A 25,217-nucleotide genomic window follows, 5' to 3' on the forward strand; every position below is an offset into this window, starting at 1 on the left:
TCGCCGCAGGCTCAGGCGGGGCTATGATGTCCGCAGGCCGCCGACACGGCGACGCTGCCGAGATAGCCGAGCTGCGTCGCCTTGAATACGGTCTGGCTGCGATTGACCGCCTCCAGCTTCATCGCGGCGTTGTGGATATGGAACCGCACCGTCGCGCAGCTGCGGCCCAGGATCATCGCGATCTCGACATCGGTCTTGCCCAGCGCCGCCCAGCGCAGGCACTCCACCTCGCGCTTTGAAAGGCGGCAATTGCGCGGGATCCAGTGCCGCTCGCTCGCCACCCGCGAATAGCCGGTGATGAAGCGGCGCGCCTGATATTCCAGCACGTCGGCATAGAGTTCAAACTCTCGGGAGAGGTCTTCGCTGCGGTCGTCGATCAGCGAGAAACTCACTACCCCGATCTGGCCGAAGGGCAGGTGGACCGGCACCACGATGACCGCCTTGGCATTCACCTCGTCCCGGAAATGCGACAGGTCGATCTGGTCGAGCAGCGGGTTGGGCGCGCGGGTATGGATGCCTTTGGCGTTGACCCAGAAGGGTTCGCTTTCATAGCGGCAGGCGAAGGTCAGCGGCGAACTCAGCGCCAGCAGCGGCTTCTTCCACCACTGGTCCTTCGACCCAGGCCAACCGAATACAGCGGAGGCCAGCGCATGGCCCTGTGCATCCATCATCGGCGATTTCGACGCGATATTGGCGCAGGCCGCGACCTGGAAATTGCCGATCTCCTTTGCAAGATCGCGCAATGCCTCCGCGGCCGGCCGCACATCGTCGATCGACGCGATGCAGATGGTGCCCTGCCTGCTTGACCGGAAATCGACCGGGCTCATGCTCTCTGGGTCGAAACGATCCGTGCAGGCGACGAATGAGTCGTCTGTTCTCTCCATATGGGGAAAGCTACGCCTCTCCAGATGCTTAGACAAGTGTTCAAAAACCTGTGACTAGTGAGAGGTTTTTGGCGGCCCTTCGCACCATCCTATCGGAAAGCGCAGTCGGCCTGCCCGCCGTCATGATGCTTTAACCGGCCGACGGGGCGCGATGCTTTGCGCCACCGGCGTGGGAGAGCAGGGGTCAGGCCGCCGTGAACTTCGATTTGAATGACGAGCAGCTGATGCTCCGCGACCTGGTCGATCGCTTCGTCGCCGATCATTATGACGCCGCCCGCCGCCTCGCTTATGTGGCGCAGCCTTATGGCTTCGCCCCGGCCAACTGGCGGACGCTTGCCGACACCGGGCTGCTCGCCTTGCCTTTCGGTGAGGATATGGGCGGCCTTGGCGGCGGCGCGGTGGAGCTTATCACCGTCGCGGAAAGCATGGGGCGCGGTGTCGCGACCGAACCGTTGCTGCCTGTCACTCTGCTCGCCGCCGCGCTGATCGACCGATCGGACGACGCCGCCGCGCGGGAGGCCATATTGCCCGGCGTCATCGCCGGCACCCGCTTTCCCGCGCTCGCCCATCTCGAACGTGGCGGCCGCTACCTCCCCACCAGCCTTGCGATGCGGTTTCAGGACGGCGGCATCCATGGCCAAAAGATCGCCGTTCTGGGCGGCGGTTTCGCCGACCTGCTGCTGGTGACAGCCCGCGATGAAGAGGGGCGGGATCAGGTCTTCATGGTCGATCCCGCCGGCCCCGGCGTCGCGCGCGCCGATTATCGCCTTGTAGACGGATCAGTCGCGAGCGACATCGCTTTCGCCGCGGCCCCCGCTAAACTGCTCGCTGGCGGCACGGCAGCGCTCGACGCGGTACTGGATCAGGCCCGGCTCGCCATCGCCGCCGAACTGCTGGGCCTCATGACCCATATGTTCGACGCCACGCTCGACTATGTGAAGACCCGCCAGCAATTCGGCCAGCCGATCGGCCGCTTCCAGGCGATCCAGCACCGGCTGGCGGATTGCTACGCGCTGCTCGAACTCAGCCGCTCGCAACTCTACCGCGCCGCCGCGCAGCCGCCCGCCCAGGCGCGCGCCGCGATCCTGGGCGCCAAAGCCTATATCAGCGCTAGCGCGACCCACATCGCCGAAGAAGCGGTGCAGCTCCATGGCGGCATCGGCACGACCGAGGAACTGATGGTCGGCCAGGCGTTCAAGCGCGTGCTGCTCCTCACGCGCCTGCTCGGCGACGCGGACCATGACCTGCACGCCTATGCGTCGCTCTGCCGCGCCGCATGACCCCCTTGTGCGCCGGCCGCCCGGCATGGCACATCGTCACGCCAGCGCTGGAGCGGAGATAGACATGGCCGACACTTTCCACCGCATCGCGAGGGCTGACGAAATCGACGGTCCCGGCCCCCACGCCTTCATCGTTCAGGGCTGGCCGGTGCTGCTGGTCCGCGACGAAGGCCGGCTCCACGCCCTCATCAACCGCTGCACGCACCAGGCCGCCGCGCTCGCGCCTGATGGCCGGGTGCGGCGCGGCGCGATCATGTGCCCGCTGCACGGCGCGCGCTTCAAACTCGACAGCGGCGAATGCCTCGGCGGCGCGGGCTACGCCCCGCTGATCCGCTTCGACGCGCGGGAGGATAGCGATGGCTGGATCGAAGTCGCCGTGCCCGACGAAGCGCCGGGCGCCGAGCATCTGCCGGTCGCGCCGCTCAGCTGACCCGCCGCCCGTCCTTCGCCCATTCGATCCCCCGCCGCAGCAGCTCGCGGAACACCGGCAAGTCCCAGGCGCACCGATCCACCTGCGGCCACCAGTCGAGGAAGGGCTGCATGTCATAATGCCCCCGGCAATGACCGAGCGTATTGTACAGCACCGCGCCCGACCCCTGCGCCTTGATGTAGAGCACCGGATGCCGGTCGTGCGCCCAGTCGGCCTCGTCGAACCCCGTGGCCTCGCCCTGAAACTCGGCGTCGAGCAGAACGTGCAGGTCGCCATGCCGCTCCATCAGATATAGCTCGTCGGTCGTCTCGAACGGCGCGATTCCCTGCGTCAGCGGATGGTTCGCATCGGCCACCTCCACCTTGTAGGGCGCGATCGGCGGATGAGCGATGAACTGCGTGCCGAGCGTCTCCATCAGGAGCGGCGCCCAGCGCGGCGCGCCATAGAGGCCATTGTCGAACAGGCGCAGCACGCTGTTCGTACCATGTAGCGCATACCATCGCCCGCCGCCCCGCACCCAGTCGCGCAGCGCCTCCTGCGCCTCCAGCGGCGGCGTGACATCGCAGGTGTAGGTGATAAGGAAATCGGCCTGCCGGATCGCGTCCAGATTGCCATAATCCTCGAACACCCGCGTCCGCACGCGCGGGTCTTCCGCCAGCGGCTTCAATAGCTCCAGCCGCGCATAATCGAAATCATGATAGAGCCCGCCCGCGATCAAGACGCAGTTGATCCGCGTAGGATGCGCCGCCTCGCTCATGGCGTCAGAACTGCACGCGCTTGGTGAGGCCGCCATCCACGACCAGGCTCGCGCCGGTCATGAAACGGCAGGCGGGCGACGCCACGAAGGCGATCGCCTTGCCAATCTCCTCGCCGCTGCACATGCGCCCCATCGGAATCTGCGCCAGGATGCCGTCATGAAATTCGGTCATATGGGCCTTGATATAGGCCCATGGGCCATCGTCGGTATAGACAGGGCCGGGGATCAGGCAATTGACCCTTATCCCCTCCGCCGCATGTTTCTGCGCCAGCGCGCTGCTGTAATTGATGACCGCGGCTTTCAGCGCATTATAGGGCTGCGGCCCCATGAACTCCTCCACCGCCCCAGTCGAGGACAGCGTGACGATCGACCCCGCGTCGGACTTCTGCAAATGCGGCAGGGCGGCGCGCACCCCGCGCGACAGCGGCAATAGGTCGGCGTTCATCACCGCCATCCAGCCTTCGTCGCTGTCCACGCCCAGATTGGTGGACACGAAGGAAATGAAGATGTCGCACCCGCCCAGCGCGTCCGCCGCCGCGTCGATGAAGGCGGGCAGCGCCTGCGCGTCGCTCGCATCCACCGCCTGGCCGAAAGCGTCCACGCCGAAGCTGCGCACCGTCGCCACCACCCGGTCGACCTTCTCCTGGGTCCGGCCGCACAGCGCGACGGCACATCCTTCCTGCGCCAGGATTTCGGCGGTATGCCGGCCGACGCTCGCATTGGCGCCGATCAGGATCGCCTTCCTGCCCTTCAAGCCCAGATCCATGTCGCTCTCCCTCATGCGGATTCTTGAAAAGGCAGCATAGTCCGCCCGGCGCACGGCGGCACTGACGATTTCGCCAGTCTCCGCCACCCCATCCAATTTGACAGGGCACAAGCGCCGCGCGCCCGGCTATGACGGCAGGGCAAAAGGGAGGATGACCGCGCATGAAGAGGATCGGCGACTATCTGCGCGATCATGCCGCGACCCGTGGCGATTCGGTCGCGCTCTCGTTCGAGGATCGCGAAACCAGCTTCGCGCAGCTCGACCGCCGCGCCAGCCAGGTCGCCAACGGGCTGCGCGCGGCCGGCCTCGCGCCGGGCAGCCGGGTCGCCTATCTCGGCCGCAACCGCGACCATTATTTCGAATATTGGATGGGCGCGATCCGCGCCGGCATGGTGATGGTGCCGATCAACTGGCGGCTCGCCCCGCCGGAGGTCGCCTATGTCCTCGCCGACTGCCGCCCCGCGCTGCTGGTCGCCGACCCCGATTTCGCCGCCCGCCTCGATCCCGCGCTCGACTGCCCGCTGCTGCTGACCGAAGGGGAGGGCGCGCTGTTCGCCGATTGGCGCGACGCGCAGGACGATGCCGACCCCCATGCCGACGCCGGACGCAACGATGTCGTCCTGCAACTCTACACCTCGGGCACCACCGGTCACCCCAAGGGCGCGATGCTCACCAACCGCAGCCTGCTCGCCCTGCGCGACAGCGCCTCGCCCGACGCGCTGCCCGCCTGGTATCGCTGGAGCGCTGAGGATGTCGCGCTGGTCGCCATGCCCATCTTCCACATCAGCGGATCGGGCTGGGGGCTCTGGTCGCTCCAGCATGGCGCGAAGGCGATTATCGTGCGCGAATTTGATCCGCAGCAATTGTTCGACCTGCTCGTGCGCCACCGCATCACCAAGCTGATGATCGTTCCCACCGCGCTCCGCATCGTCTGCGACCATCCCGGCGCGGCGGAGGCCGATTTCAGCTTCCTGCGCTATATCTGCTATGGCGGATCGCCGATGCCGACCGATCTGCTGCGGCAGGCGATCGCGATCTTCGGCTGCGGCTTCGCGCAGATGTACGGCATGACCGAGACGGCGGGCACCATCACCGGCCTCCCGCCGGAGGATCATGACGTCGCTGGCAATGACCGCATGGGCAGCGTCGGCCTGCCGCTGCCCGGCGTCGAGATCCGCATCCTCGACTCGGAAGGGAATGACGTGCCGCAAGGCGACGTGGGCGAGATCGCGATCCGCTCGCCGGCCAACATGGCTGGCTATTACAACCGCGCGCAAGCCACCGCCGAAACGATCGACGCAAATGGCTGGCTGCGCACCGGCGACGCCGGCCGGCTGGACGCGGACGGCTATCTCTACCTCGCCGACCGGATCAAGGACATGATCATCACCGGCGGCGAGAATGTCTATCCGGCCGAAGTCGAAAATGCGCTCTTCAGCCATCCGCACATTCAGGACGTCGCCGTGATCGGCGTTCCCGACCCCAAATGGGGGGAGGCGGTCCGGGCGATCGTCGTGCCCGTCGCAGGGACGCAGCCCGACCCCGCCGACATCATCGCCTGGGCGCGCGCCCGCGTCGCCGCCTACAAGGCGCCCAAGTCGGTGCTGTTCACCGACAGCCTGCCCCGCAACCCCTCGGGCAAGGTATTGCGCCGCCTGCTGCGCGAGCGCTCAACCTAAGATTTTCAAGAGTAGGGGCGACGGCGCAACCGGCATAGCCTCTCGCCCAAGACAGCAGATCAGGAGAGACGCATGAGCCGCAACCATAGCGGACCGCTGGAGGACCGCATCGCCATCCGCGAGCTTATGGAAAGCTATGCCGACGCGGTGAACCGGGTCGATCGCGATCTCATGACCAGCCTCTGGGCGGAGGAGAGCCATTGGGATCTCTCCCATTATCCGCAGCTCGGCGTCGTCTCCGGTCGCGATGCGATCATGGACCTCTGGGCCAGCGCCATGCCCGGCTATCCCGAACTCTCCTTCATCGCCATGCCCGGCATGATCCGCGTCGATGGCGACACCGCCGTCGCCCGCACCTATTTCTCCGAAGTCTATACCGACCCCGAAACCGGCAAGGATAAGCGCGCCCGCGCCTGCTACAACGACAAGCTCGTCAAGCAGAACGGCGAATGGCTCTTCGCCGAGCGCGTCTTCACCATCCTCCACCAGACCTGAGTCGGACTAACAGCAATGTGCATTGATTATAGCCGATAATATGTTGTTCCCCGGCGAAGGCCGGGGAACGCCGATAATTGTTCCCGCAAGGCCGGAATTTGCCGGCATCCTCTCTCCATATCGGATGCCGACAAGCGGAAGGGCTGGATCGTCCGGACGATCCAGCCCTTCTTGCAGTTTGTGAGGATCAGACGGCTCAGCGCGCCGTCATCCCCCCGTCGATCACCAGTTCCGACCCGGTCATGAAGCTCGCCGCCGGGCTGGCGAGGAAAGCGATCCCCTCGGCAATCTCCGCCGGCCGTCCCATCCGCCCCACCGCATGGCCCGCCGACACCGCCGCGCGCGCCGCATCCATGTCGGGGAACAGACCTTCATCGACATAGCGGGCGAAGATCGTGTCCATCATGTCGGTTTCGATCCCGCCGGGGTGCACCGAATTGACCCGGATCGGCAGCTTGAGCGCCGCGAACTCCAGCGCCGCCGACTTGCTGAACAGCTTCACCGCCCCCTTGCTCGCGCAATAGGTGGACATCATCGCCGCGCCGCGCAGCCCGCCCACGGACGACAGATTGATGATGGACGAACCGCCCTCGCGTCCCTCACCGCCTCGCGCCAGCAACGGCTGCGCCGCGCGGGTGCCCAGAAACACGCCCTCGACATTGATCGCGAAGCATTTGCGAAATTCGGAGAGGCTCGTCGCCGCGACGCTGTTGGTCACGCTGATCCCGGCGTTGTTCACCAATCTATCCAGTCGGCCGAACTCCCGCTCGATCCGGCCGATCACATCCGCCCACGCCGCTTCGCTCGTCACGTCCAGCGGCGCATACATCGCCGCCCCATCGACCTGCGCATTCACCCCGATATCGCTGGCGATCACCTGCGCCCCCGCCTCCGTCAGCGCGCCTACCGTCGCCCGCCCGATCCCGCCGGTCGCGCCTGTCACCAATGCTACCGTGCCGGTCAGGTCCGTCTTCGCCGTCATATCCTCTCCTCCTTCAGCGCGCGGTCCAGCCGCCATCGACCACAACCTCGCTGCCCGTCATGTAGCTGGCGTCGTCGCTCGCCAGGAAGGCGACCACCTTGCCGATCTCGACCGGCTGCGCCAGCCGCTTGAACGGCGTGGTCTGCGCCATCGCCTCGATCATTGCGTCCGCCGTTGTCCCCTCGCGCGCGGCCCAATTCTCGAACCCCTTGCGCAGCAAGGGCGTCTCGACAAAGCCGGGATGCACCGAATTGACGCGGATCGGCACGCCCGCATCGGCAAATTCCAGCGCGTTGGATTTGGTAAACAGCCGCACCCCGCCCTTGGACGCATTGTAAGCGCTCACCTCGCCCATCCCGACCAGCCCCATGATCGAGCTGATGTTGACGATGCTGGAGCCATAGGGGGTGGACGCCCCCGCCTTCGCCAGCAGCGGCTGGAACGTTTTGGTGCCCAGAAACACCGTATCGAGATTGAGCGTGATGAGCCGCCGCCAGTCGGCCAGCGCCAGATCCTGCACCTTGCCGGTCAGGTCCGCGCCGACATTGTTCACCAATATATCGAGCCGCCCGAAATCCTGCTCCACCCGCGCTCGCGCCGCGATCCAGGCGTCCTCGCTGGTGGCGTCGAGCTGGATATAGTGCGCCGCCGCCCGCGCCGCCTCGCTGTCCGGCGCGTCGAGATCGGTCGCATAGACGACCGCTCCGTCCGCCTCCAGGCAATCGCAGATCGCCTTCCCGATGCCGCGCAGCCCGCCGCTCACCAGCGCGATCCTGCCCTCCAGCCTGCCCGCCATGCCGCTCTCCCATATCTTTATCCAGCGTCCCGCCTTGTCCTCGCATGGGCGCACAGAGGCACCTGCTTCTTTTTGCAGGGTGACGCGCCCCGCGCCAGCCGGCATGGTCGGTCAAAGCCACAGGAAGAGGACGCCCCATGGACATGGAACGCTACGCGCAGGTCAAGGCCATGGTCGAGCGCATCTATCAGCTCAGCGCCACCGGCCAGTGGGACGCGGTCGACGCCATGCTGACCGACGATTTCGTCATCCATGAGGCGGAAAGCCTGCCCTTCGCCGGCTTCTACCACGGCAAGCGCGCGCTCCAGGAACTATACGGCAAGGTGTTCGGCTATTGGGACGATCCCGCGCTCGAAACCGGCGACATCTGCGTCGGCGAAGATCATGCTGTCGTCATGGTCGTCGTCACCGCCACGGCCAAGCATAGCGGCGAGCGGCTGCGGATGCCGCTCACCGAAGTCTTCCACCTGCGCGGCGACAAGTTCAGCGGCATCACGCCTTATTATTTCGACACCGCCGCCATCGCGCGCGCTACCGGCCTGATCCCGGCCTGAAGTCAAGGACAGGACGATATGGCAAATCTCACCGGCAAGGTCGCGCTCATCACCGGCGGCACATCGGGCATCGGCCGCGCCTGCGTCGAGCGGCTGGTCGCCGACGGCGCGCGCGTGGTCTTCACCGGATCGAATGCGGAAAAGGCGCAGAGCCTGTGCGACGCGACCGGCGCGACCTTCATCCGCGCGGCGGTGCAAAGCCCGGAGGACTGGGCCGCCGTCGAGCAACAGGTCGCCCGCGACTTCGGCCGGCTCGACATCGCCTTCGCCAATGCCGGCACCGAACGCGGCGACGCCAATGTCGAAGCGCTGTCGCTCGACGCCTGGAACGAGATCGTCGCGATCAACCAGACCGGCGTTCTCCTCACAATCCAGTCCGCCATCCGCCTGATGAAGGGCAATCCCGGCGGCTCCGGCGGCTCGATCGTCGTCAACAGCTCGATGAACGCCAACCGCGCGCTCAGCAACTATCTGAGCTATTCGGTGACGAAGGCGGCGGTGGTCGCGATGGTCAAGTCGGTCGCGATCCATTGCGGCCTCGAACGGCTCAATATCCGCTGCAACGCGATCCTCCCCGGCGTGGTGGAGACTGATCTCATCTCCAACATCATCGCTAAATGCCCCGACCCGGACGCCGCCCGCGCCGCTTATAACGGCATGTCGCCCATGGGCCGCATGGCAAGGCTGGAGGAAGTCGCCGGTCTTGTCGCCTATCTCGCCTCGGACGAGGCCGCCTTCATCAACGGCGCGGACTATGCGATCGACGGCGCGACCACGGCCGGCATGACCGGGGTCTGACCTGATGACGCAGCCGCCCCGCCACCCGCTGACGCTGGACGGCCGCGATCCCGCCAATCTGCGCGGCGACCCGATCACCGGCGATCGCTACACGTCGCGCGATTTCATGCAGCGCGAATGGGACCATATGTGGACCCGCATCTGGCATGTCGCCGGCCGCACCGCCGAGCTTGCCGAGCCGGGCGACTATGTCGTCCATGATTTCCGCCACGAGAGCGTGATCTGCGTGCGGCAGGACGACGGATCGGTCCGCGCCTTCTACAATAGCTGCGGCCACCGGGGGATGCGCCTCGCCGATGGCGCGTCGAGCGTCCGCGCCTTCACCTGCCCCTATCATGGCTGGACCTGGGGCCGCGACGGCGTTCTCGCCCACGCGCAGGACGCGCACGACTTCCCGCAGGGCAATCCCTGCGGCAAGCGCACGCTGCGCGAATTGCGCTGCGCGACCTGGGGCGGCTTCATATGGTACACGATGGACGATCAGGCACCCGACCTGCTCGACTATCTCGCGCCGCTGCCCGATCTCTACCGTGCCTATCCAATGGACAGCGCCGTCCGCGTCTTCTGGATGCGGATCAACCTTGATACCAACTGGAAGTTCGCGACCGACAATTTCTCGGAAAGCTACCATACCCGCACCGCCCATCCGCAGGTGCCGCCATGGATCGACCAGGATGTCGATACCGCCCGGCATGAAATGTATCCGGGCGGCCATGGCCGCACCGTCCAGCCGATGCGCCCATCGCTTAGCGACCGCCTGCCCGACGGCGTGCCGCACCCCTTCGATCACATCCTGCGCCAATCGGGCATCGATCCCGACGCCTATCCCGATTATGAAACGAAGGCGATGCAGGGCTGGCGCGACCTAAAGGCCGCCAAGCGCCGGCTCTGGCGCGAATGCGGCTACGTCCATTACGAACATATGGACGATGAGCAGATCACCGACAGCCCGCACACGGTGATCTTCCCCAATGTGACGATCAGCTTCCTGCCCGACAATCTCATCTTCTTCCGCACCGAACCGCACCCGGACGATCCGGGCAAATGCCATTTCGACCTCTGGTGCATGGCCTTCCCGGTCGCGGGGCAGGACGTGGTCGAATCGATCATGGCCGGGCCTCGGCCATTGCGAGAGGCGGAGCTTGAAGTCCGCGATTTCGACAATGGCCGGGGCGTGCCCGAACTTGCCGGACAGATCGTCTATCAGGACATGATGCTCGCCGAAGGGATGCAGCGCGGGATGCACTCGCGCGGCTACAGCGACGCCTATCTCGCCGCGCAGGAAACCCGCGTCCGCTACTTCCACGAAGTCCTGAACGACTATCTCGAAGGACGTCGCTGACGTCTCACATTAACGCGCATTCGCCAAGAAACCCTTGTTCCCCGGCGCAGGCCGGGGTCCAGTTCAGAGCGCGGGACTGGACCCCGGCCTGCGCCGGGGATCACATTTATTCTGCCCATCCTACAACAGGTCGAGCATCAGTAGGTCACCGAAATTCCGACCTTGCGCTGCTCGCCGATCCGCCGGGCGACCACCTTCTCCGCCATCCGCTCCAGCGCGATGCTGACCCGTCCGTCGCCCACTGGGATATTGTCCAGCATCAGGTCGTCGATCAGGTCGGGGAGGGTAGGATTGTCGAGCCGCGCCACCCCTTCGGCCGCATCGAGCCTGAGCCCGAGGAAAGACTGGATCAGCATCAGCGGCGCGCCCGCCGACCAGGCCTGCGGGCTGCACGCCACCGGATAGAAGGTCGGCCCCTGCGCCCGCCGCCTCGGAAAGCCGCAGAACAGCTCGGGCAAGCGCAGCAGATCGACATAGGTCGCCGCGCTCACCAGCCCCTCGAACACCTGCTTCGCTTCCCGCCGGTAGCCATAGCGCGAAAAGCCTGCCGCAATCAGTGCATTGTCGTGCGGCCAGATCGAGCCATTATGATAGCTCATCGGATTATAGCGCGCCTCGGTCGACGCGATCGTGCGGATGCCCCAGCCCGAAAAGGACGCCGGCGCCATCAATGTGCGCACCACGCTCTCCGCCCGCGCCTCCAGCGCCAGGCCGGTGAACAGCACATGCCCTGCGTTGGACGACCGCACCCGGCACGGCTTCTTCTCGCCGTCGAGCGCCAGCACATAGGTGCCGATCTGCGTATCGAAGAAAGCGGCGTCGAACCGCTCGCGCAACTGCTCCGCGCGCGCCGCATAGTCCGCCGCCCGCGTGCCATCTCCCCACGCCGCGAACAAGGCCGCCGCGCTCGTCCACGCGCCGTAGACATAGGCCTGCACCTCGGCGAGCGCGATCGGCCCCTTGGCGATGCTGCCGTCGGCATGGAACACCGAATCATGGCTATCCTTCCAGCCCTGATTGACGAGGCCCTGGTCGGTAAAGCGCCCATATTCCACGAAGCCGTCGCCGTCCCGGTCGCCATGCTGATCGATCCAGTCGAGCGCCGCCTGGATGTTCGGCCGCAGCGACGCCAGAAAATCCTTGTCCCCCGTCCGCTCCAGATAGGCTCCTGCCAGCATCAGGAACAAAGGCGTCGAATCGATGCTGCCATAATAATGGCGGAACGGAACCTCACCCAGTTCCGCCATTTCGCCATGGCGCACCTCGTGCAATATCTTGCCCGGCTCGGCATCGGACGCCGCGTCGAACGCGGTCGCCTGATGCGCCGCCAGATAGCCCAGCACCCCGCGCCCGATCGCCGGGTCGAGCCACAGCGTCTCCAGCGCGGTGATGATGGCGTCGCGGCCGAAGATGGTGCTGAACCAGGGGATGCCCGCATAGGGGTAGGGGCCATATTCGGTCTGGGTCGAGAGCATGTCGATGTCCGCGACCGAACGCTGCGTCACCTCGTTGAACAGGCTGTTGGACGATCGCAGCGTGCCGCCCCGCGACCGCGCCGCGCGCGCATCCTGCATCTTGCCGCGCAATGCCCGCAGAAATTCCTTGGGCAGGGGCGCGTCCGCCGCTTCCGCGTCGTCGCATGTCGCGCGCAGGAACAGCGTGCAGCGCTCGCCCGGCCGCAGGTCGATCTCGAACCGCGCTTCGCTCTCGGTCAGATGATCGGGCTTCGGGTCGAACCGCAGGTGCGTCTGCCGCAGCAGTTCGTCCCGGCCCCTATAGCCCAGCCTTACCGCATCCGCGCCGACCTCGGCGGGAAGCATCTCGCCCTTGCGCAGCCGGGTCATCCCCCGGATTTCGAACAGGTCGGCAAAGTCCGCCGCGAAGGCGAGGCTGATCGTCGCCCGCCGCGCCACGCTGTCGAAATTGCGCAGCGTGATCCGCTCGTAGATCGCCGCCTCGTGCAGGAAGCGCGTCCGCCGCATGTGCAGCAGGTCATGCTCGATCGCGACCCGCCCGTCCTCGCCATAGAAGTCCGGGTTGGTGAGGTCGCAGGTCAGCAGCGTATTGTCATCGCGCAGCGCCGAACTCAGCAGCATCGGCCGCATGCCGTTGATGGTCAGGAAGAGATGGGAGAGGTGCCGCGTGTCGCGATAATAGAGCCCCTCCGGGCTGCCGATCCCCGCGATCGCATCGCCGCTATGGTCGAATACTGCGAAGCTGTCACCATGCTTGAGCGTCCGCGGCCGCCGCTCGTGCAGAGAGGCGGTCGCGGGGATGAAGAATTGCGTCTGCGCCTGCGAGAGATTTTGGCCCGGCTCAAGGCCGGGTTCGACCTGCGGCATGGACGACATGGCGGCTCCTTAGGCTACGATCTGCAATTCGGCTTCCTCCCCCCGCTCCCGGCGCAGCCGCGCCGCTTCGGTGCGGGCGCCGGGCAGCGCATGGTAGAGCGAGACATAGTCGATCGCCATCCGCTCCGCCGTGAAGCGTGCGTCAAATGCGGCGCGCACGCCGCGCGGATCAAGGTCGGACAGGCGGGCGAGCGCCGCCACCGCCTCGTCCTCGCTGTGCACGATAACGCCCGACCGGCCATGGTCGATCACCTCGGGCACCGATCCGCAACGGAATGCAATAACCGGCGTGGCGCAGGCCATCGCCTCGATCATCACCAGCCCGAACGGCTCAGGCCAGTCGATCGGGAAGAGCAGGGCGCTTGCCCGGCCCAGGAAATCGGCCTTCTGATGCTCGTTGATCTCGCCGATAAATTCCACATTGGGGTAGAGATCGACGAGCGGCTTGATCTCGCTCTCCCAATAGGCGCGATCGACATTGTCGATCTTCGCCGCGATCTTGAGCGGCAGGCCGGCGCGGGCAGCAATGCGGATCGCCCGGTCGGGCCGCTTCTCCGGCGATATGCGACCCAGGAACGCCAGATAGCCGTCCTTGTCGTAGCGCGGCGGCAGAAGGTCACTCGGCAACCCGTGATAGACCGTGCCGGCCCAGTTGACCGGCGGCATCGGCAGCCGCTGATGGTCCGAAATCGACACCAGGCTATGATCGGGAAAGGCCCGGTAGAAGGGTGCGAGGTCGGGCAGGTCGAGCCGCCCGTGCAGCGTCGTGATCGTCCGCCCGGCGAAACCCTGCACCATCGGATGATGCAGCAGGTCGATGTGGAAATGGATGGCGTCGAACTCGTCGGCGCGCTGGCGCACCTGCTCCAGCAGGATCATATGATGCGGGATGGGGTCTTTGATCGCCGGGTTGAGCCGCACCGCCGTTTCAATGACCGGCACCAGTTCGGCGGCGGTGACAGAATCGCCGCTCGCGAACAGCGTGACCTCATGCCCCTGCCGCACAAGTTCTTCCGTCAGATAGGAGACGATCCTCTCGGTGCCGCCATAGAGTTTGGGCGGAACACTTTCGGCAAGCGGTGCAACCTGGGCGATCTTCATGCAGCGGTCCTTTGTCCTGGACGCCAACGGCATCGGCGCTGCGCCTCCAATCCGCGAAACGCACGCAGGTTGCGCAGTGATTTGCCGCGCTAAGCGCCGCCATTTCAGCTAACTAGCTGATTAAGAGGCATATCGAGCACCCAATCCTGATCCTTGTTAATGACATTTTTAAGGGAGGCACGGGTCGGATCACTATCGTTTGGCCGACGCCAGCGCTCGGTCACAGGCGGCGATCAGCCGGCGGAAATGCGCCTCCTCGCTGAAGCGCGCCGTAACGTCGCAATGCGCCGCCGCGCCCAGCGCCCGGCATAGCGCGTCGTCTTCCCACAGCCGCCGCATCTGCCGCGCCAGGTCGCCCGCATCGTCGGGCGCGAAGTGCAGCCCGGTCGCATCCTCGCGCACCGTGTCGCGCAGCGCGCCGATCCGCGCGGCAATCACCGGCACGCCCTGCGCCATCGCCTCGCCCGCCACGATGGCGAAAGTCTCGAACCAGCGGCTCGGCACCACCAGCGCCCGCGCGCCGCGATAGAAATCGCGCAACGTCGCGGGATCGCCGCCGATCGTCACCGACACGCCCTGCGCCTCGAACGGCGCGGGGTCGCACCCCGCCGGCCCGGCCATGCGGATCGGGATGCCGGTCATCCGTGCCGCCGCCAGCAGCAGGCTCACGCCCTTTTCCGGCACGAACCGCCCGGCAAAACCGATATAGCGCCCCTGCGCCGGATCGACTGGATCGGGGTCGGCGGGGATCGCGCATTCGTTGACGCTGATCCGCTCGGCCGGAATGTCCGCGTGGGTCGATAGCCAGCCCCGGCTGAACTCGGTCAGCACGATGAACTGGTCGACATGGCGGTAGAAATCCCGCCACCGCGCGATGCCGTGCCGCGCCGCGAAGGCCACGCTCTCGAAGCGGTTGCCGCGACAATTGCGCAGCACCACCTGATGCGCGCCCTTGTCGAGGCAGCGGGTGCACACGCCCCGCCCGTCATGATGGGTCGCGATCGGGCAGGTGATGCGGAAATCATAGGCGCTGTGGACCAGCGCGATCCCCGCTTCCGCGCACAGCTCGAACAGCCAGGGCGTCAGCAGCGGATAAAGTTCGTGCGTATGAACGATATCGGGCCGGTCGGCCGCGATCCGCGCCGCAAAATCCCGCATCGCGCCGGGCGCGTAAAGGCCATTGGCAAAGGCGCTCAGCTTTCCCGCAAGCCCCGGCGGCAGGTCGCGACTGTCCCGCTCGAAGGTAGAGACCTGCAATCCCCGCCGCCGCGACAAGGCGATCGTCGCGTCCCAGGCATTGTCCGCCCCGCCGCCGCCGCGATGGCGGTTGAAGACGTGCAATATCTTCACGCGACCGCCCGCCGCGCGAACAATGCGGGCCGATAGGTTTCCCCGATCAGCGCCGCGCTCGGCTTCTGCCCCGCCGCCTTCAGCGCCACGATCCGCCGGAACAGCGCGGCATAGCCATCGACCACCGCGTCCCAGCGGAAGTCGGCGTCCGCCCGCGCCTTCGCCGCCCGCCCGATCGCCGCCCGCCGTGCCGGGTCTTCGTCCAACGTCCGCAGGATCGCGGCCAGGTCACCCGCGCCCTTACCGAAATAGGGGTTGTCCGGCCCCACATTCTCGCGATGAAACACCACGTCGATCGGCACGCAGGCCGCGCCCCAGTGCATCGCGCGCAGCAGGCTGGGGTTGGTCCCGCCCACCTCATGCCCGTGCAGATAGGCGGCGCAATGGCGATAGAGCGCATTGAGCGCCCCGGATTCGAACACGCCGCCGACGCAGCGCACCTGCCCGTCATGCTCGGCCGCGACCGCGCGCGCATAATCGCTCTCATAGGGCACCGATCCCACCACGATCAGCGGCCGGTCGACCCCCGACGCGCGATATTCGCGGATGATGAGGGCGACATTATTCTCCGGCTCCATCCGCGCGACCACCAGATAATAATCGCCCGGCGTCACGCCATAACGGGTCAGCGCCGCCTCGTCGGGCGCATCGCCCACCGCGCCCGAATAGGGGATATAGGTCGACGCCGCGCCATATTCGGCCGCATAATAATCCTGCATCGCCCGCGAATCCGTGACCAGCCAGTCCGCCGCCCAAGCGCTTACCTTCTCAGCCCATTTATAATAACGCTGCTGCAACCGGCTCCATTTGCGCCGCTGCCAGCCCAGCCCATCGGTATGGATCACCACCGGCACGCCCCGCGCGCGCAGCGGCAGTACGAACGGCCCGTTCCCCGGATCGACCACGAAGACGAGATCGAAGCCGCGCAGGCTCGCATCCACTATGGCAAGGTTGCTGTGGACGATGCTCTCGAAACTCTTGCCGCCCGGCGCCGGCAGATAGCGGCAGCGCACCCCGTTCCACGTCGCGGGATGCGCCTCATAATAGCGGCTGCGGCAATAGACAGTAACGTCCATGCCATGATCCCGCACCAGCCCCGTCGCCAGCTCCTCAACCAAAGTCGAAAAGCCGCTATAGCGTGCCGGAATGCCCCGATCGCCGATGATCGCGATGCGCAAGGGGGCCTCAGCCATGGGGCTTGAACCCGATCCACACATCCTGCGCCATGCCGGCGGCTGGATCGGGCCGCATCATCGCCACCCGCTCGAACCCGGCGAGCAAAATGCGCCGCACCCATTCCGGCGGATGCAGCGCGAAATACCATTTCTTGCCCTCCGCGAACCGCTTCTGCGTTACGATCTCCCCTCGGGCATAGGCGTCCGCCTCCGCTTGCCGGGTCAGAAGATAGCGATAATGGTCGCCATGCGTCGTTGCGATCAGCATCCCGCCCGGCCGCAGCACCCGCCGCAATTCGGCGGTCCACGCATGGTGCATCGCTTCCGACAAATGGGTGAAGACCGAGAAATTATAGACCACATCCACGCTCGCATCCGCAATCGGCAGCGGCGGCGCGAGCCCGTTGAGCGCAAAACCGATCTCCGGCAGCTTCGCCCGACACCAGTCGATCGTCGCCGCATTATAGTCGGTGCCGCTGATCCTCCCCGCCCGCGCGCCCAGCAGCTCGGGCATATGCCGGATCAGCCGCCCCGGCCCGCATCCCCATTCCAGCACATGCAACGGCGCGTCGCCCGCCATATGGTCGCGGATCAGCCCGGCGAACACCCCGGCCTGAGCGCGTCCGCTGTCATGATAATCGGCCCAGTCGACCTTGTTATAGGCGTCGAAGGCCAGATCGGCCGGCGGCACCGCAAAATCGGGATAGGCCGCTACGAACGCCCGGTTGCGCGCCGCCGCCCCCGCCTGCTTGCGAACGAACGCCACACGGTCGAGCACCGGCAGCAGGCCGAGCGACCGGGTCGCGTTCAATATATGATATTTCATGGCTCGCTCCTCTTGGCGGTGGGTCGCGGCGCGTAGAGCCGCCGCACATAATCGGTATCGCCGCGCACCACGGCGAGCAGCGGGAAGGGCGCGTCGGGCTCGGCAAGGCGAAAGCGGTTGGCGCGGTCGCCCACCAGCTCGACCAGCAGCGCGCAGCCCACTCCGGTCGCCAGCCCCATCAGCACGGCGGCGACCAGCAGCAGCTTCACCTGCGGCGCATCGGGCTTTTCGGGCAGCGCCGCCCCCTCGACGATGCGGATGGCGGACGGCACCGCCTGCGCCGTGGCCGCCGTCACTGCCGCGGTCGTCAGCTTGTCCTGCAACGCCAGATAGGTCTTCTCCAGCAGGTCGTGGGCCCGGCCAAGGTCATGGCTGTCCTTCATCTTCTGCGGGATGCGGTCGATCACCGCGCGCTTGGCCGCCACCTCGGCGGACAGCGCCGCCAGCGCCGCCCGGTCGCCTGCCAGTTTCGCCTCCAGCTCGCCCTTGCGCGCGCGCAGCGCGTCATAGCCGGCGTTGCGCGCGATACTGGTCTGCGCCACCCCCGTCGCCGGCAGCGCAGCCAACTGCCCGTCCAGCGCCGCGATCCGCTCGTTCATATCGGCCACATCGGGCGAATCGGCGCGATAGCGGATCAGCATCGCGTCGCGCGCGCTCACCAGCTTCGCCCGCTCCTGCCGCAGCGCGGCCGCCACTGGATTATCCTGCACCAGCCGCGACGCGACCAAAGTCTGCCCCTCGCGCCCCAGCTGCGCGGCGACCGCGCCGAGCGATTTCTGCGTCTCGGCGATGGCGATGCGCCTGGCGTCCAGCTCGCCCTGCCGCCCGAGAAACTGCCCGATCTCGACCTTGTCCTTCTCGAACATCAGCAGCATGTCATTCTGCGTATAATAGCGCGCCATCCGCGCCTCGATCGCGCGCAGCCCCTGCCGCGCCCGATCCGCCTCCGCCGCCAGCGCCGCTTCCGCCTCGCGCGCTTCCGCGGCGAAGCGCTCGCGCCGCTGCGCGATATAGGTCGCCGCCACCTTGTCAGCGATGTGCGCAACGCGCGGCGAAGGACCGCGCACCGTCAGCAGCGCGACATGGCTGTCGGGCACCTGCGTCACGAACACGCCCGCCCGGAAATCGTCGAGCGTGAGCGCCCGCTCGATCTCCTGCGCGCTCGCCGCATAAGGAGACCTCGCGCGCCCGAACAGCGCCGCCTTGGTCGCGCGCCACGCCTGCCCCGGCCAGCTCTGCGTCCACAGCCAGGTCGCGTAGCGCAGCGGCGGATGATAGACGTCGCCATAACCCAGCCGCTCGTCGGCGATCACCTGTTTAAGCACCGGGCCGGCCGTCGCCAGCACCATCTCATCCTTCAGCGCGTCGCGCCGGAATACCGCCCAGTCGCCATAGAAAGCCTCGCGCTCGCGATCGTCGTCGGCCACGGCGGAGAGAGTGACGCTCGCCGAATAGACCGGCGGCCAGACGAGGATGTAGAGCCCCACCAGCGCCACCGTCAGCAGCGCGACCGCTATAACCAGCCGCCGATGCACCCGCGCCGCATAGGCGACGATCCGTCCCGCCCGGCGAAAATCGAAGCTATCCGCCTCGCTCATCGGTCGATCTCCTGAAGCAGCCGCAGCTGGACATAGGGCGCCATCAGCTGCGTCAGCCCGCCCAGCGGCGCATTGACCCAGGTCTGGAGGAAGCGGGCGAAGCGCGCCCCGCCGCTCTCCTGCACCACCAATATGTCGCCGGCTTGCAGCGGCACGTTCTGGAGCGTCAGCAGCAGCCCGGCATGGCCGCGCGCTTCGTTGCGCAGCACATGCGCGACGAGATGCCCGTCCGGCTCCAGCCGGATCAGCGCCACGCCCGCCAGCGCGGCCGACTTGCCCGCATCGCCCGCCAATATGATCGCCTGCGCCGCCGTCGGCGCATCGCGCAGCGCGACCGCGCCCGGCCGGCTCACCTCGCCCGCGACGAAGACCTTGGCCTCGCGCGGATTGGCGACGCCGACGCTCACCTGCGGATCGCGCACCCGCGCCAGCAGCGCCGCGCGGATCGCGGCGCTGGCCTGCGCCGGAGTCAGCCCGCCGATGGCCACATCGCCAGACCGGGGCAAGGTCACCATCCCGTCGGGCCGGACAGTCGCGCTGCGCGACAATTCGGGCATATGATCGACCATGATCTCGATCATGTCGCCCGGCCCCAGCAGGTAGGCTTGCTGGTAGCGCGCGGTCGACCGGATCACCTCCGGCGCGGCGGGCAGGGCTACGGACTCGCGCAGCCCGCCCGCGCATCCGCCCAGCAGCATCGGCACGATCAGCAGCAGGGCGGTCAAAAGGTTCGCGCGCGCCCTCATGCCCTCGCCCCTTTGAGGCGCAGCCGCATCGCCCAGGCACGCGGCGACAGCGGATGGACGGCGAGTGCCTGGCGCAGCGCCACCTTGGCCCCGATCGCGTCCCCTGCCTCCAGCCGCATCTCCGCCACCGCGCGATGCAGCCGCGCGACGATCTTCCGCCGCCGCCGCTCGGGCGCGCCGCTATAGCGCCGCCGCTCCAATATGCGCAGCATCGTGCCGACCACATCGGGGTTGCGCATCAGCCCGAGCGTGTTGCGCAGCGATCCCGCATGATGGCGGAACCCCACCAGCGGATCGGGGTCGAACCATCCGGTCGCGCCCATGTCGCCCAGCCGGGTGAAGATATTCAGTTCGAACGGGAAATTGCCATGGCAATCCGCATCCACGAAGCCCGACATATGCAGCATCCGGGTGCGGAACAATGTCCCCGAAATCGGCGTGAAGCCGCTCGCCATATGCGTCTCCAATATCGCAAAGCGCCCGCCCCGCCGTCGCCGCCTATGCGCCCGGCAATAGGCGGCGGTTTCCTTCGCGGACGGCCGTCCCGCTGAATCCATCAACCACGGATTGGCGACGAACAAGGCCGCGTCGGGCGCGGCCTCCAGCGCCGCCACCCCCCGCGCAAGCCAGTCGGGCGCAACGACATCATCGTCATGCAGGATGCAGAAAAATTCCGCCTCCCCCGCCTCCCCGAGCAGATAGCGCCCCTGCCCATATTCGCCGCCATTCTCCACCTGCTGCGCGAAGGCGAAGCGCGGATCGCCCAACCCCTCGACAAAGGCGCGGACCTGCTCGCCGACATCGCCCGGCGAGGCATTGTCGCTCACCACCGCGCGGAAATCGGCGAAACTCTGCGCGCGCAGGCTCGCCACCGCCTCGCGCACATAGTCGGGGCGGTTGTAGGTCGGGATGCCGATGAAGGCGCGCTCAGAAGAAATGGCGATGCTCCCTGTACCAGAGGAAGGTTTGCGACAGCCGCTGGTCCAGCCCCGCGCCCGGCCGCCAGCCCAGCTTCTCGGCCGCCAATGCGCTGGACAGATATTGCGCCTGAATCTCGCCATGGGCGTGGTTGCGCACCTCCGGCTCCAGGTCGGCGCGCCCCGCCGCCGCCAGAGTCCGGCGGGTGAGGTCCAGCACGCTCACCGGCTCGCCCGTTCCGAAATTGAAGGCGCGGCCCACCACGCCTTCGTCGCCCAGATGCTCGGCGACGCGCAGATAGCCCTCGACGATATCCTCGACATAGACATAGTCGCGCACCGGCGACCCGTCCGACCGGATCACCGGCCGCGCCCCGTCGATCGCGGCGAGGCAGGTGCCCGGCACGATGCGGTTGATATTGAGGTCGCCCGGCCCGAACAGATTGCCGCACCGCGTGATCGCGACCGGCAAGCTGTAGGTTTTGGCGTAGCTCAGCGCGATCAGGTCGGCGCAGCTTTTCGACACGTCATAGGGGTGCCGCCCCTGCAACGGAAAATCCTCATGATAGGGCAGCGCCGCATGGTCGCCATAGGCCTTGTCGGAGGAGGCGACGACGACCCGCTCGATCGTCGCCACCCGCCGGCATGCCTCCAGCAGCACCCATGTCCCCTTGATGTTCGCCTCGAAGGTGGAGAGCGGATTGCGGTTCGCCACGCCGACGATCGCCTGCGCGCCGAGGTGAAACACGGTGTCGACCGCATATTCGTTGAGCGCCCGCTCGATGACCGCATAATCCTCCAGCGCCCCGCGCACGATCTTGGCCCGCTTGGCGAGGTCGGTGGCGGCGAAGCGCGACTGCGGCACCATGTCGCGCACCAGCGCCACGACCTGCGCGCCCTGGTCGAGCAGTTCGGCGACCAGGCTTCCACCAAGAAAGCCGGTCGCCCCGGTGACGAGGCAGGTTTTGCCCCTCCAGAAGCCGCTCATGCCGCGCGCTCCTCGGGCTCGGGCGCGACGATCCACGGCGCTGAGCCACCGAGCGCCAGCAGCTCGTCCATCTCGACCACATCCTTGTAGAAGTCGAACGACTTGAAGAAGCCTTCGTGGCGGTAGGTGAAGGCGTCGCCCCGCGCGATCAGCGGCGGGATGATGTCGCGCTCCAGATTCTCGCCGTCCCACGTCTCGAACAGGCGCGGGTCCATCACCATGAAACCGGCGTTGATCCAGTAGTCGGCGATCAGCGGCTTTTCCATGAAGCGCGCGATCCCGCCATCCTGCCGGACGGTCAGCACGCCATATTGCGAATACATCGGCACCGACGTGATCGTCAGCCGCGCGCCATGCGCGCGGTGGAACGCGACCACATCGTGCATCGGCACGTCCGACAAGCCATCGCCATAGGTGGCGATGAACGGCCCGTCGATCAGGTGGCGGCAATTGAAGATGCGCCGTCCGGTGTCGGCATCCTCGCCCGTGTCGACGATCTCGACATGCGCGCCGATATCCTTGCCCTCGAAATAATCGTGCAGCACGTCCTGCCGATATCCCGCCGCCAGCACGAATTCGCGGAAACCCTGGCGGATGAAATTCTTGATGACATGGACCAGCACCGGCGTGCCGCCCAGCGGCAGCATGGGCTTTGGCAGATAGGTGGTGAAGGGGAAGGCGCGAATGCCCTGGCCCCCGCAGAGGATGACGACCTTCATGGCTTGGCTCCTTGTGGTGATGGAGGGAGAGGAAAGGTGGCGAGGCCGATGCCGAATTCCGGCCCGCTGACGCCCTGCAGGATCAGCGGCGCCAGCCGGTCCCGCGCGACATGCCCGCCGAACCAGAGCTTGAGCGCGCCGCTGTCGATCAGCGGCGCGGGCGCGAGGATTTCGCCATCGGTCCAGCGCGTGCTGTCCCGCGTCAGCAGCGGCGCTGCGTCCTCGATGAAGCGAATCCCGTCGGCCGACCGCGCATGGTGGATCGCCACCTGCTGCCATTCGGGGTCAGCGTGCCTGCGGACATGCGCGACCGAATAGAAGAGGTCGACGCCGCCGTCTTCGCGCGCCAGCGCGGCGGGCGACGCATAGCCGGCATAGCCCTTCGCCGCCGGATAGAGCGGCCCCTGGACCAGCACCTGGCGCGGCGCGCTGAAATGCACGCCATCGCCGGATTCGACCATGCCGATCGACTGCACCGGCGGCCCGCCGCCGTCCCGCGCGCCGACCGCCGAGAAATAGATGCGCATCCGCCCGCCCAGCACCACCGCGCCCGGCTCGCCGACCAGATAGCCGTCCCAGGCTTCCGCGCGCCCGCTCGCCGTCAGCAGCGTCCAGCGCGCCACGCGCCACGCGACCCCATCGTCCGACACCGCCAGCCCGATCGCCATCGGACTCGCTCCGCCTTTGGGATAGATGCCGGTAAACGCCATCCAATGTCGCCCGGCGAAGCGCACCACGCTCGGCGTCTCGATGCTGACATAGGGGCCGCCCGCTGGCGACAGCAGCGGCCCCTCCGGCGAGAGCGACCAGCGCACCCCATCCGCCGACACCGCGCGAAAGGGCAGGACCGGCGGCTCGAACGGCGCGTCGGTGCTGCTCGTCATATAAAGGACGTATCGGCCATTCTCGCGCAGCACGCTCGGGTCGTTCCACAGCGCCTGTCGCCGCATCGCGCCCGCCGCGATCACTGGCGCGTCCGCACTCACGCTGGCCGCCGCCATGGCGCGCGGCAGCACCGGCGCGGGATCGGGCTGCGCGCATCCGGCGACCAGCGCGACCAGGGTCAGGGCCGCGCGCATCAGTAGGCGTTCCGCTGCACGAACGGCACCAGCAGCGTCCGGGCGAGGATCGTCAGGTCCAGCCACAGCGACCAGCGGCGCAGATAGTCGATATCGTGCGCGACCCGCTGCTGCATCTTGTCCAGCGTCTCGGTCTCGCCGCGCCAGCCGCTGACCTGCGCCAGGCCCGTGATCCCCGGCTTGATCTTGTGCCGCACCGCATAGCGGCGGATCATCGGGCGGAAGGCGTCGTCCAGCGCGAGCGGATGCGGGCGCGGCCCCACCACCGACATGCTGCCCAGCGCTACATTGATGAACTGCGGCAGCTCGTCCAGCGACGTCCGCCGCAGCAGCGCGCCGACCCGCGTCACCCGCGCGTCGCCCCGCCGCGCCTGCGCGAAGCCGGCATCGCCCTCCACCCGCATCGACCGGAACTTCCAGATGGTGAAGGCCCGCCCGTCCAGGCCATAGCGACGCTGCCGGTAGAAGACCGGCCCCGGCGTGTCGAGCCGGATGGCGAGCGCGATCAGCAGCCCCAGCGGCAGAATCAGCGGCAGCGCGACCAATGTCACCGCCACATCCTCGGCCCGCTTCACCAGCCGCGACCAGCCGGCGAAGGGCGATTCGACGATGCTGATGACCGGCTGCCCCTGCACATCGTCCCAACGCGCGCCGATCAGGTCGAAGCGGAACAAGGGCGGGCAATAATAAAGCGAGGCGGTGGTATCGCCGAACCGCTCGATGATCCCCTTGATCCGCTGCTCCGCCGCCATCGGCAGCGTCACATAGATGCGGCTCACCGCGCCGCGCCGCGCGAGATCGTAGAGCCGGTCGACCGGCCCGCCGAACGGCCCTTCCTTGAGCGCCGCCGTGCGCCCGCTCACCGGCTGGCGGTCGTCATATATGCCGAGCGCTCTTATGCCCATCCAGCGTTGCCGCGCGAAAGTGGCGCAGAGCCGTTCCGCCGTCTCGGTCGCGCCGATGAAGGCGGCGTTGCGCTGGTCGTGTCCCAGCGCGCGCCAGCAGCGCAGCGCCATCCGCACCGCGACGCGCGCCCCCAGGATCGCCGCGAGCGCGCTCGCATACCATCCGATCGCCACGCCCGCCGGCGGCGCGTCGCCCATCAGCGCGGTCAGCGCCATCAGCAAGGCGAAACTCAGCGTCCAGTGCGCGGCGAGATCGGCCAGCTCGTGCCGCAGCCGCACCATCCGCCACGACCGGCTCAGGTGAAAGGCCGGCGCGGTCAGCTCCAGCAGCGCCAGGCACAGCAGCGCATCGACCGCGACCGGCCGCCCCGGCGACCATCCGCCCCGCGCCGCCAGCATCAGGCAGCCAAGGATCAGCAGGCTATCGACCAGCCGGCAGAAACGCCCCAGCGCCTTGCCCCACTGGCCGATCGGCCCGCCCGCCCTGAAATCCGCGTCCCAACTCGGTTGATGCATGTTCCGCTCGCGCCAAGAGGAGGAAATACTAAAAATGCGAAATATTATAAGAGTAGATCATGTGTTTTACAGTAAATATTCATGTATATCTGCGAATCACCAGAAGATGAAAAATGAAAACGCGATGCGGTTCTAGGTGGATTAACCATGATAAAATTGGATGTTTCATTTTGATCCAGATGA

General features: G+C 66.9%; 24 protein-coding genes. 7 read left to right on the forward strand and 17 right to left on the reverse strand.

Annotated features, from left to right (window positions below; genetic code table 11):
- Positions 1–11: 11 nt before the first annotated feature.
- Positions 12–827 (reverse strand): helix-turn-helix transcriptional regulator, encoded by an 816-nt coding sequence (locus tag V2B31_RS15125; RefSeq protein WP_328279967.1) that lies wholly within the window; start codon positions 825–827, stop codon positions 12–14.
- Positions 828–1,078: 251 nt separating this feature from the next.
- On the opposite strand from V2B31_RS15125, the gene V2B31_RS15130 reads away from it, so the two are divergent.
- Positions 1,079–2,164 (forward strand): acyl-CoA dehydrogenase family protein, encoded by a 1,086-nt coding sequence (locus tag V2B31_RS15130; RefSeq protein ID WP_328279969.1) that lies wholly within the window; start codon positions 1,079–1,081, stop codon positions 2,162–2,164.
- A gap of 64 nt (positions 2,165–2,228) precedes the next feature.
- Complete coding sequence (locus tag V2B31_RS15135) at positions 2,229–2,594, forward strand: Rieske (2Fe-2S) protein (protein ID WP_328279971.1); 366 nt, start codon at positions 2,229–2,231, stop codon at positions 2,592–2,594.
- Here the strand turns inward: V2B31_RS15135 and V2B31_RS15140 are convergent.
- Both V2B31_RS15140 and V2B31_RS15145 read right to left on the reverse strand, forming a co-directional pair.
- A complete protein-coding gene (locus tag V2B31_RS15140) occupies positions 2,587–3,351 on the reverse strand; it encodes a ThuA domain-containing protein (protein WP_328279972.1) in 765 nt (254 codons plus the stop codon). The two genes, V2B31_RS15135 and V2B31_RS15140, sit on opposite strands and share 8 nt — an antisense overlap.
- Before the next feature lie 4 nt (positions 3,352–3,355).
- On the reverse strand, positions 3,356–4,117 hold the full coding sequence (locus V2B31_RS15145) for an SDR family NAD(P)-dependent oxidoreductase (RefSeq protein ID WP_328279974.1): 762 nt from the start codon (positions 4,115–4,117) through the stop codon (positions 3,356–3,358).
- Positions 4,118–4,278: 161 nt separating this feature from the next.
- Between V2B31_RS15145 and V2B31_RS15150 the strand changes: the two genes are divergently transcribed.
- Both V2B31_RS15150 and V2B31_RS15155 read left to right on the forward strand, forming a co-directional pair.
- Positions 4,279–5,796 (forward strand): fatty acid--CoA ligase, encoded by a 1,518-nt coding sequence (locus V2B31_RS15150; RefSeq protein ID WP_328279976.1) that lies wholly within the window; start codon positions 4,279–4,281, stop codon positions 5,794–5,796.
- A 72-nt stretch (positions 5,797–5,868) separates the two neighbouring features.
- Positions 5,869–6,291 carry a nuclear transport factor 2 family protein gene (locus tag V2B31_RS15155; RefSeq protein WP_328279978.1) on the forward strand — a complete coding sequence of 141 codons (423 nt, stop codon included), beginning with the start codon at positions 5,869–5,871 and terminating at the stop codon, positions 6,289–6,291.
- Between the two features lie 196 nt (positions 6,292–6,487).
- Here the strand turns inward: V2B31_RS15155 and V2B31_RS15160 are convergent, their stop codons facing one another.
- A complete protein-coding gene (locus tag V2B31_RS15160) occupies positions 6,488–7,273 on the reverse strand; it encodes an SDR family NAD(P)-dependent oxidoreductase (protein WP_328279980.1) in 786 nt (261 codons plus the stop codon).
- 13 nt (positions 7,274–7,286) lie between these two features.
- On the reverse strand, positions 7,287–8,069 hold the full coding sequence (locus tag V2B31_RS15165) for an SDR family NAD(P)-dependent oxidoreductase (protein ID WP_328279982.1): 783 nt from the start codon (positions 8,067–8,069) through the stop codon (positions 7,287–7,289).
- 137 nt (positions 8,070–8,206) lie between these two features.
- Here V2B31_RS15165 and V2B31_RS15170 point away from each other — a divergent pair, with 137 nt between their 5' ends.
- The 3 genes from V2B31_RS15170 to V2B31_RS15180 are packed head-to-tail and all read left to right on the forward strand — an operon-like array spanning position 8,207 to position 10,763.
- Positions 8,207–8,623, forward strand: coding sequence for a nuclear transport factor 2 family protein (locus tag V2B31_RS15170; protein WP_328279984.1), 417 nt, complete (start codon positions 8,207–8,209; stop codon positions 8,621–8,623).
- 18 nt (positions 8,624–8,641) lie between these two features.
- On the forward strand, positions 8,642–9,421 hold the full coding sequence (locus tag V2B31_RS15175) for an SDR family NAD(P)-dependent oxidoreductase (protein ID WP_328279986.1): 780 nt from the start codon (positions 8,642–8,644) through the stop codon (positions 9,419–9,421).
- A gap of 4 nt (positions 9,422–9,425) precedes the next feature.
- Positions 9,426–10,763 (forward strand): aromatic ring-hydroxylating dioxygenase subunit alpha, encoded by a 1,338-nt coding sequence (locus V2B31_RS15180; RefSeq protein WP_328279988.1) that lies wholly within the window; start codon positions 9,426–9,428, stop codon positions 10,761–10,763.
- Positions 10,764–10,900: 137 nt separating this feature from the next.
- Here the strand turns inward: V2B31_RS15180 and V2B31_RS15185 are convergent, their stop codons facing one another.
- From V2B31_RS15185 to V2B31_RS15240, 12 genes are all read right to left on the reverse strand, one after another.
- The gene (locus tag V2B31_RS15185; protein WP_328279990.1) at positions 10,901–13,114 is read right to left on the reverse strand and encodes an amylo-alpha-1,6-glucosidase; all 2,214 of its coding nucleotides are present in this window, start codon (positions 13,112–13,114) and stop codon (positions 10,901–10,903) included.
- Between the two features lie 9 nt (positions 13,115–13,123).
- Positions 13,124–14,215 carry a glycosyltransferase family 4 protein gene (locus V2B31_RS15190; RefSeq protein ID WP_328279992.1) on the reverse strand — a complete coding sequence of 364 codons (1,092 nt, stop codon included), beginning with the start codon at positions 14,213–14,215 and terminating at the stop codon, positions 13,124–13,126.
- 192 nt (positions 14,216–14,407) lie between these two features.
- Complete coding sequence (locus tag V2B31_RS15195) at positions 14,408–15,565, reverse strand: glycosyltransferase family 4 protein (RefSeq protein ID WP_328279994.1); 1,158 nt, start codon at positions 15,563–15,565, stop codon at positions 14,408–14,410.
- Positions 15,562–16,758 carry a DUF1972 domain-containing protein gene (locus tag V2B31_RS15200; protein ID WP_328279995.1) on the reverse strand — a complete coding sequence of 399 codons (1,197 nt, stop codon included), beginning with the start codon at positions 16,756–16,758 and terminating at the stop codon, positions 15,562–15,564. Before V2B31_RS15200 ends, V2B31_RS15195 begins: the two co-directional genes overlap by 4 nt.
- Positions 16,751–17,566 (reverse strand): class I SAM-dependent methyltransferase, encoded by an 816-nt coding sequence (locus tag V2B31_RS15205; protein ID WP_328279996.1) that lies wholly within the window; start codon positions 17,564–17,566, stop codon positions 16,751–16,753. Before V2B31_RS15205 ends, V2B31_RS15200 begins: the two co-directional genes overlap by 8 nt.
- Entirely contained in the window at positions 17,563–19,164 is a 1,602-nt protein-coding gene (locus V2B31_RS15210; RefSeq protein WP_328279997.1) for a GumC family protein, read from the reverse strand. The genes V2B31_RS15205 and V2B31_RS15210 overlap by 4 nt, the downstream gene beginning before the upstream one ends.
- Complete coding sequence (locus tag V2B31_RS15215) at positions 19,161–19,910, reverse strand: polysaccharide biosynthesis/export family protein (RefSeq protein WP_328279999.1); 750 nt, start codon at positions 19,908–19,910, stop codon at positions 19,161–19,163. Before V2B31_RS15215 ends, V2B31_RS15210 begins: the two co-directional genes overlap by 4 nt.
- Entirely contained in the window at positions 19,907–20,950 is a 1,044-nt protein-coding gene (locus V2B31_RS15220) for a glycosyltransferase family 2 protein (RefSeq protein ID WP_328280116.1), read from the reverse strand. The genes V2B31_RS15215 and V2B31_RS15220 overlap by 4 nt, the downstream gene beginning before the upstream one ends.
- Complete coding sequence (locus V2B31_RS15225) at positions 20,838–21,815, reverse strand: NAD-dependent epimerase/dehydratase family protein (RefSeq protein WP_328280001.1); 978 nt, start codon at positions 21,813–21,815, stop codon at positions 20,838–20,840. Before V2B31_RS15225 ends, V2B31_RS15220 begins: the two co-directional genes overlap by 113 nt.
- A complete protein-coding gene (locus V2B31_RS15230) occupies positions 21,812–22,534 on the reverse strand; it encodes a nucleotidyltransferase family protein (RefSeq protein WP_328280003.1) in 723 nt (240 codons plus the stop codon). The genes V2B31_RS15225 and V2B31_RS15230 overlap by 4 nt, the downstream gene beginning before the upstream one ends.
- The gene (locus tag V2B31_RS15235) at positions 22,531–23,613 is read right to left on the reverse strand and encodes a hypothetical protein (protein WP_328280005.1); all 1,083 of its coding nucleotides are present in this window, start codon (positions 23,611–23,613) and stop codon (positions 22,531–22,533) included. Before V2B31_RS15235 ends, V2B31_RS15230 begins: the two co-directional genes overlap by 4 nt.
- Positions 23,613–25,034 carry an undecaprenyl-phosphate glucose phosphotransferase gene (locus tag V2B31_RS15240; protein WP_328280007.1) on the reverse strand — a complete coding sequence of 474 codons (1,422 nt, stop codon included), beginning with the start codon at positions 25,032–25,034 and terminating at the stop codon, positions 23,613–23,615. The genes V2B31_RS15235 and V2B31_RS15240 overlap by 1 nt, the downstream gene beginning before the upstream one ends.
- Positions 25,035–25,217 lie beyond the last annotated feature (183 nt).

This window comes from Sphingobium sp. (assembly GCF_036170395.1).
GTDB lineage: Bacteria > Pseudomonadota > Alphaproteobacteria > Sphingomonadales > Sphingomonadaceae > Sphingobium.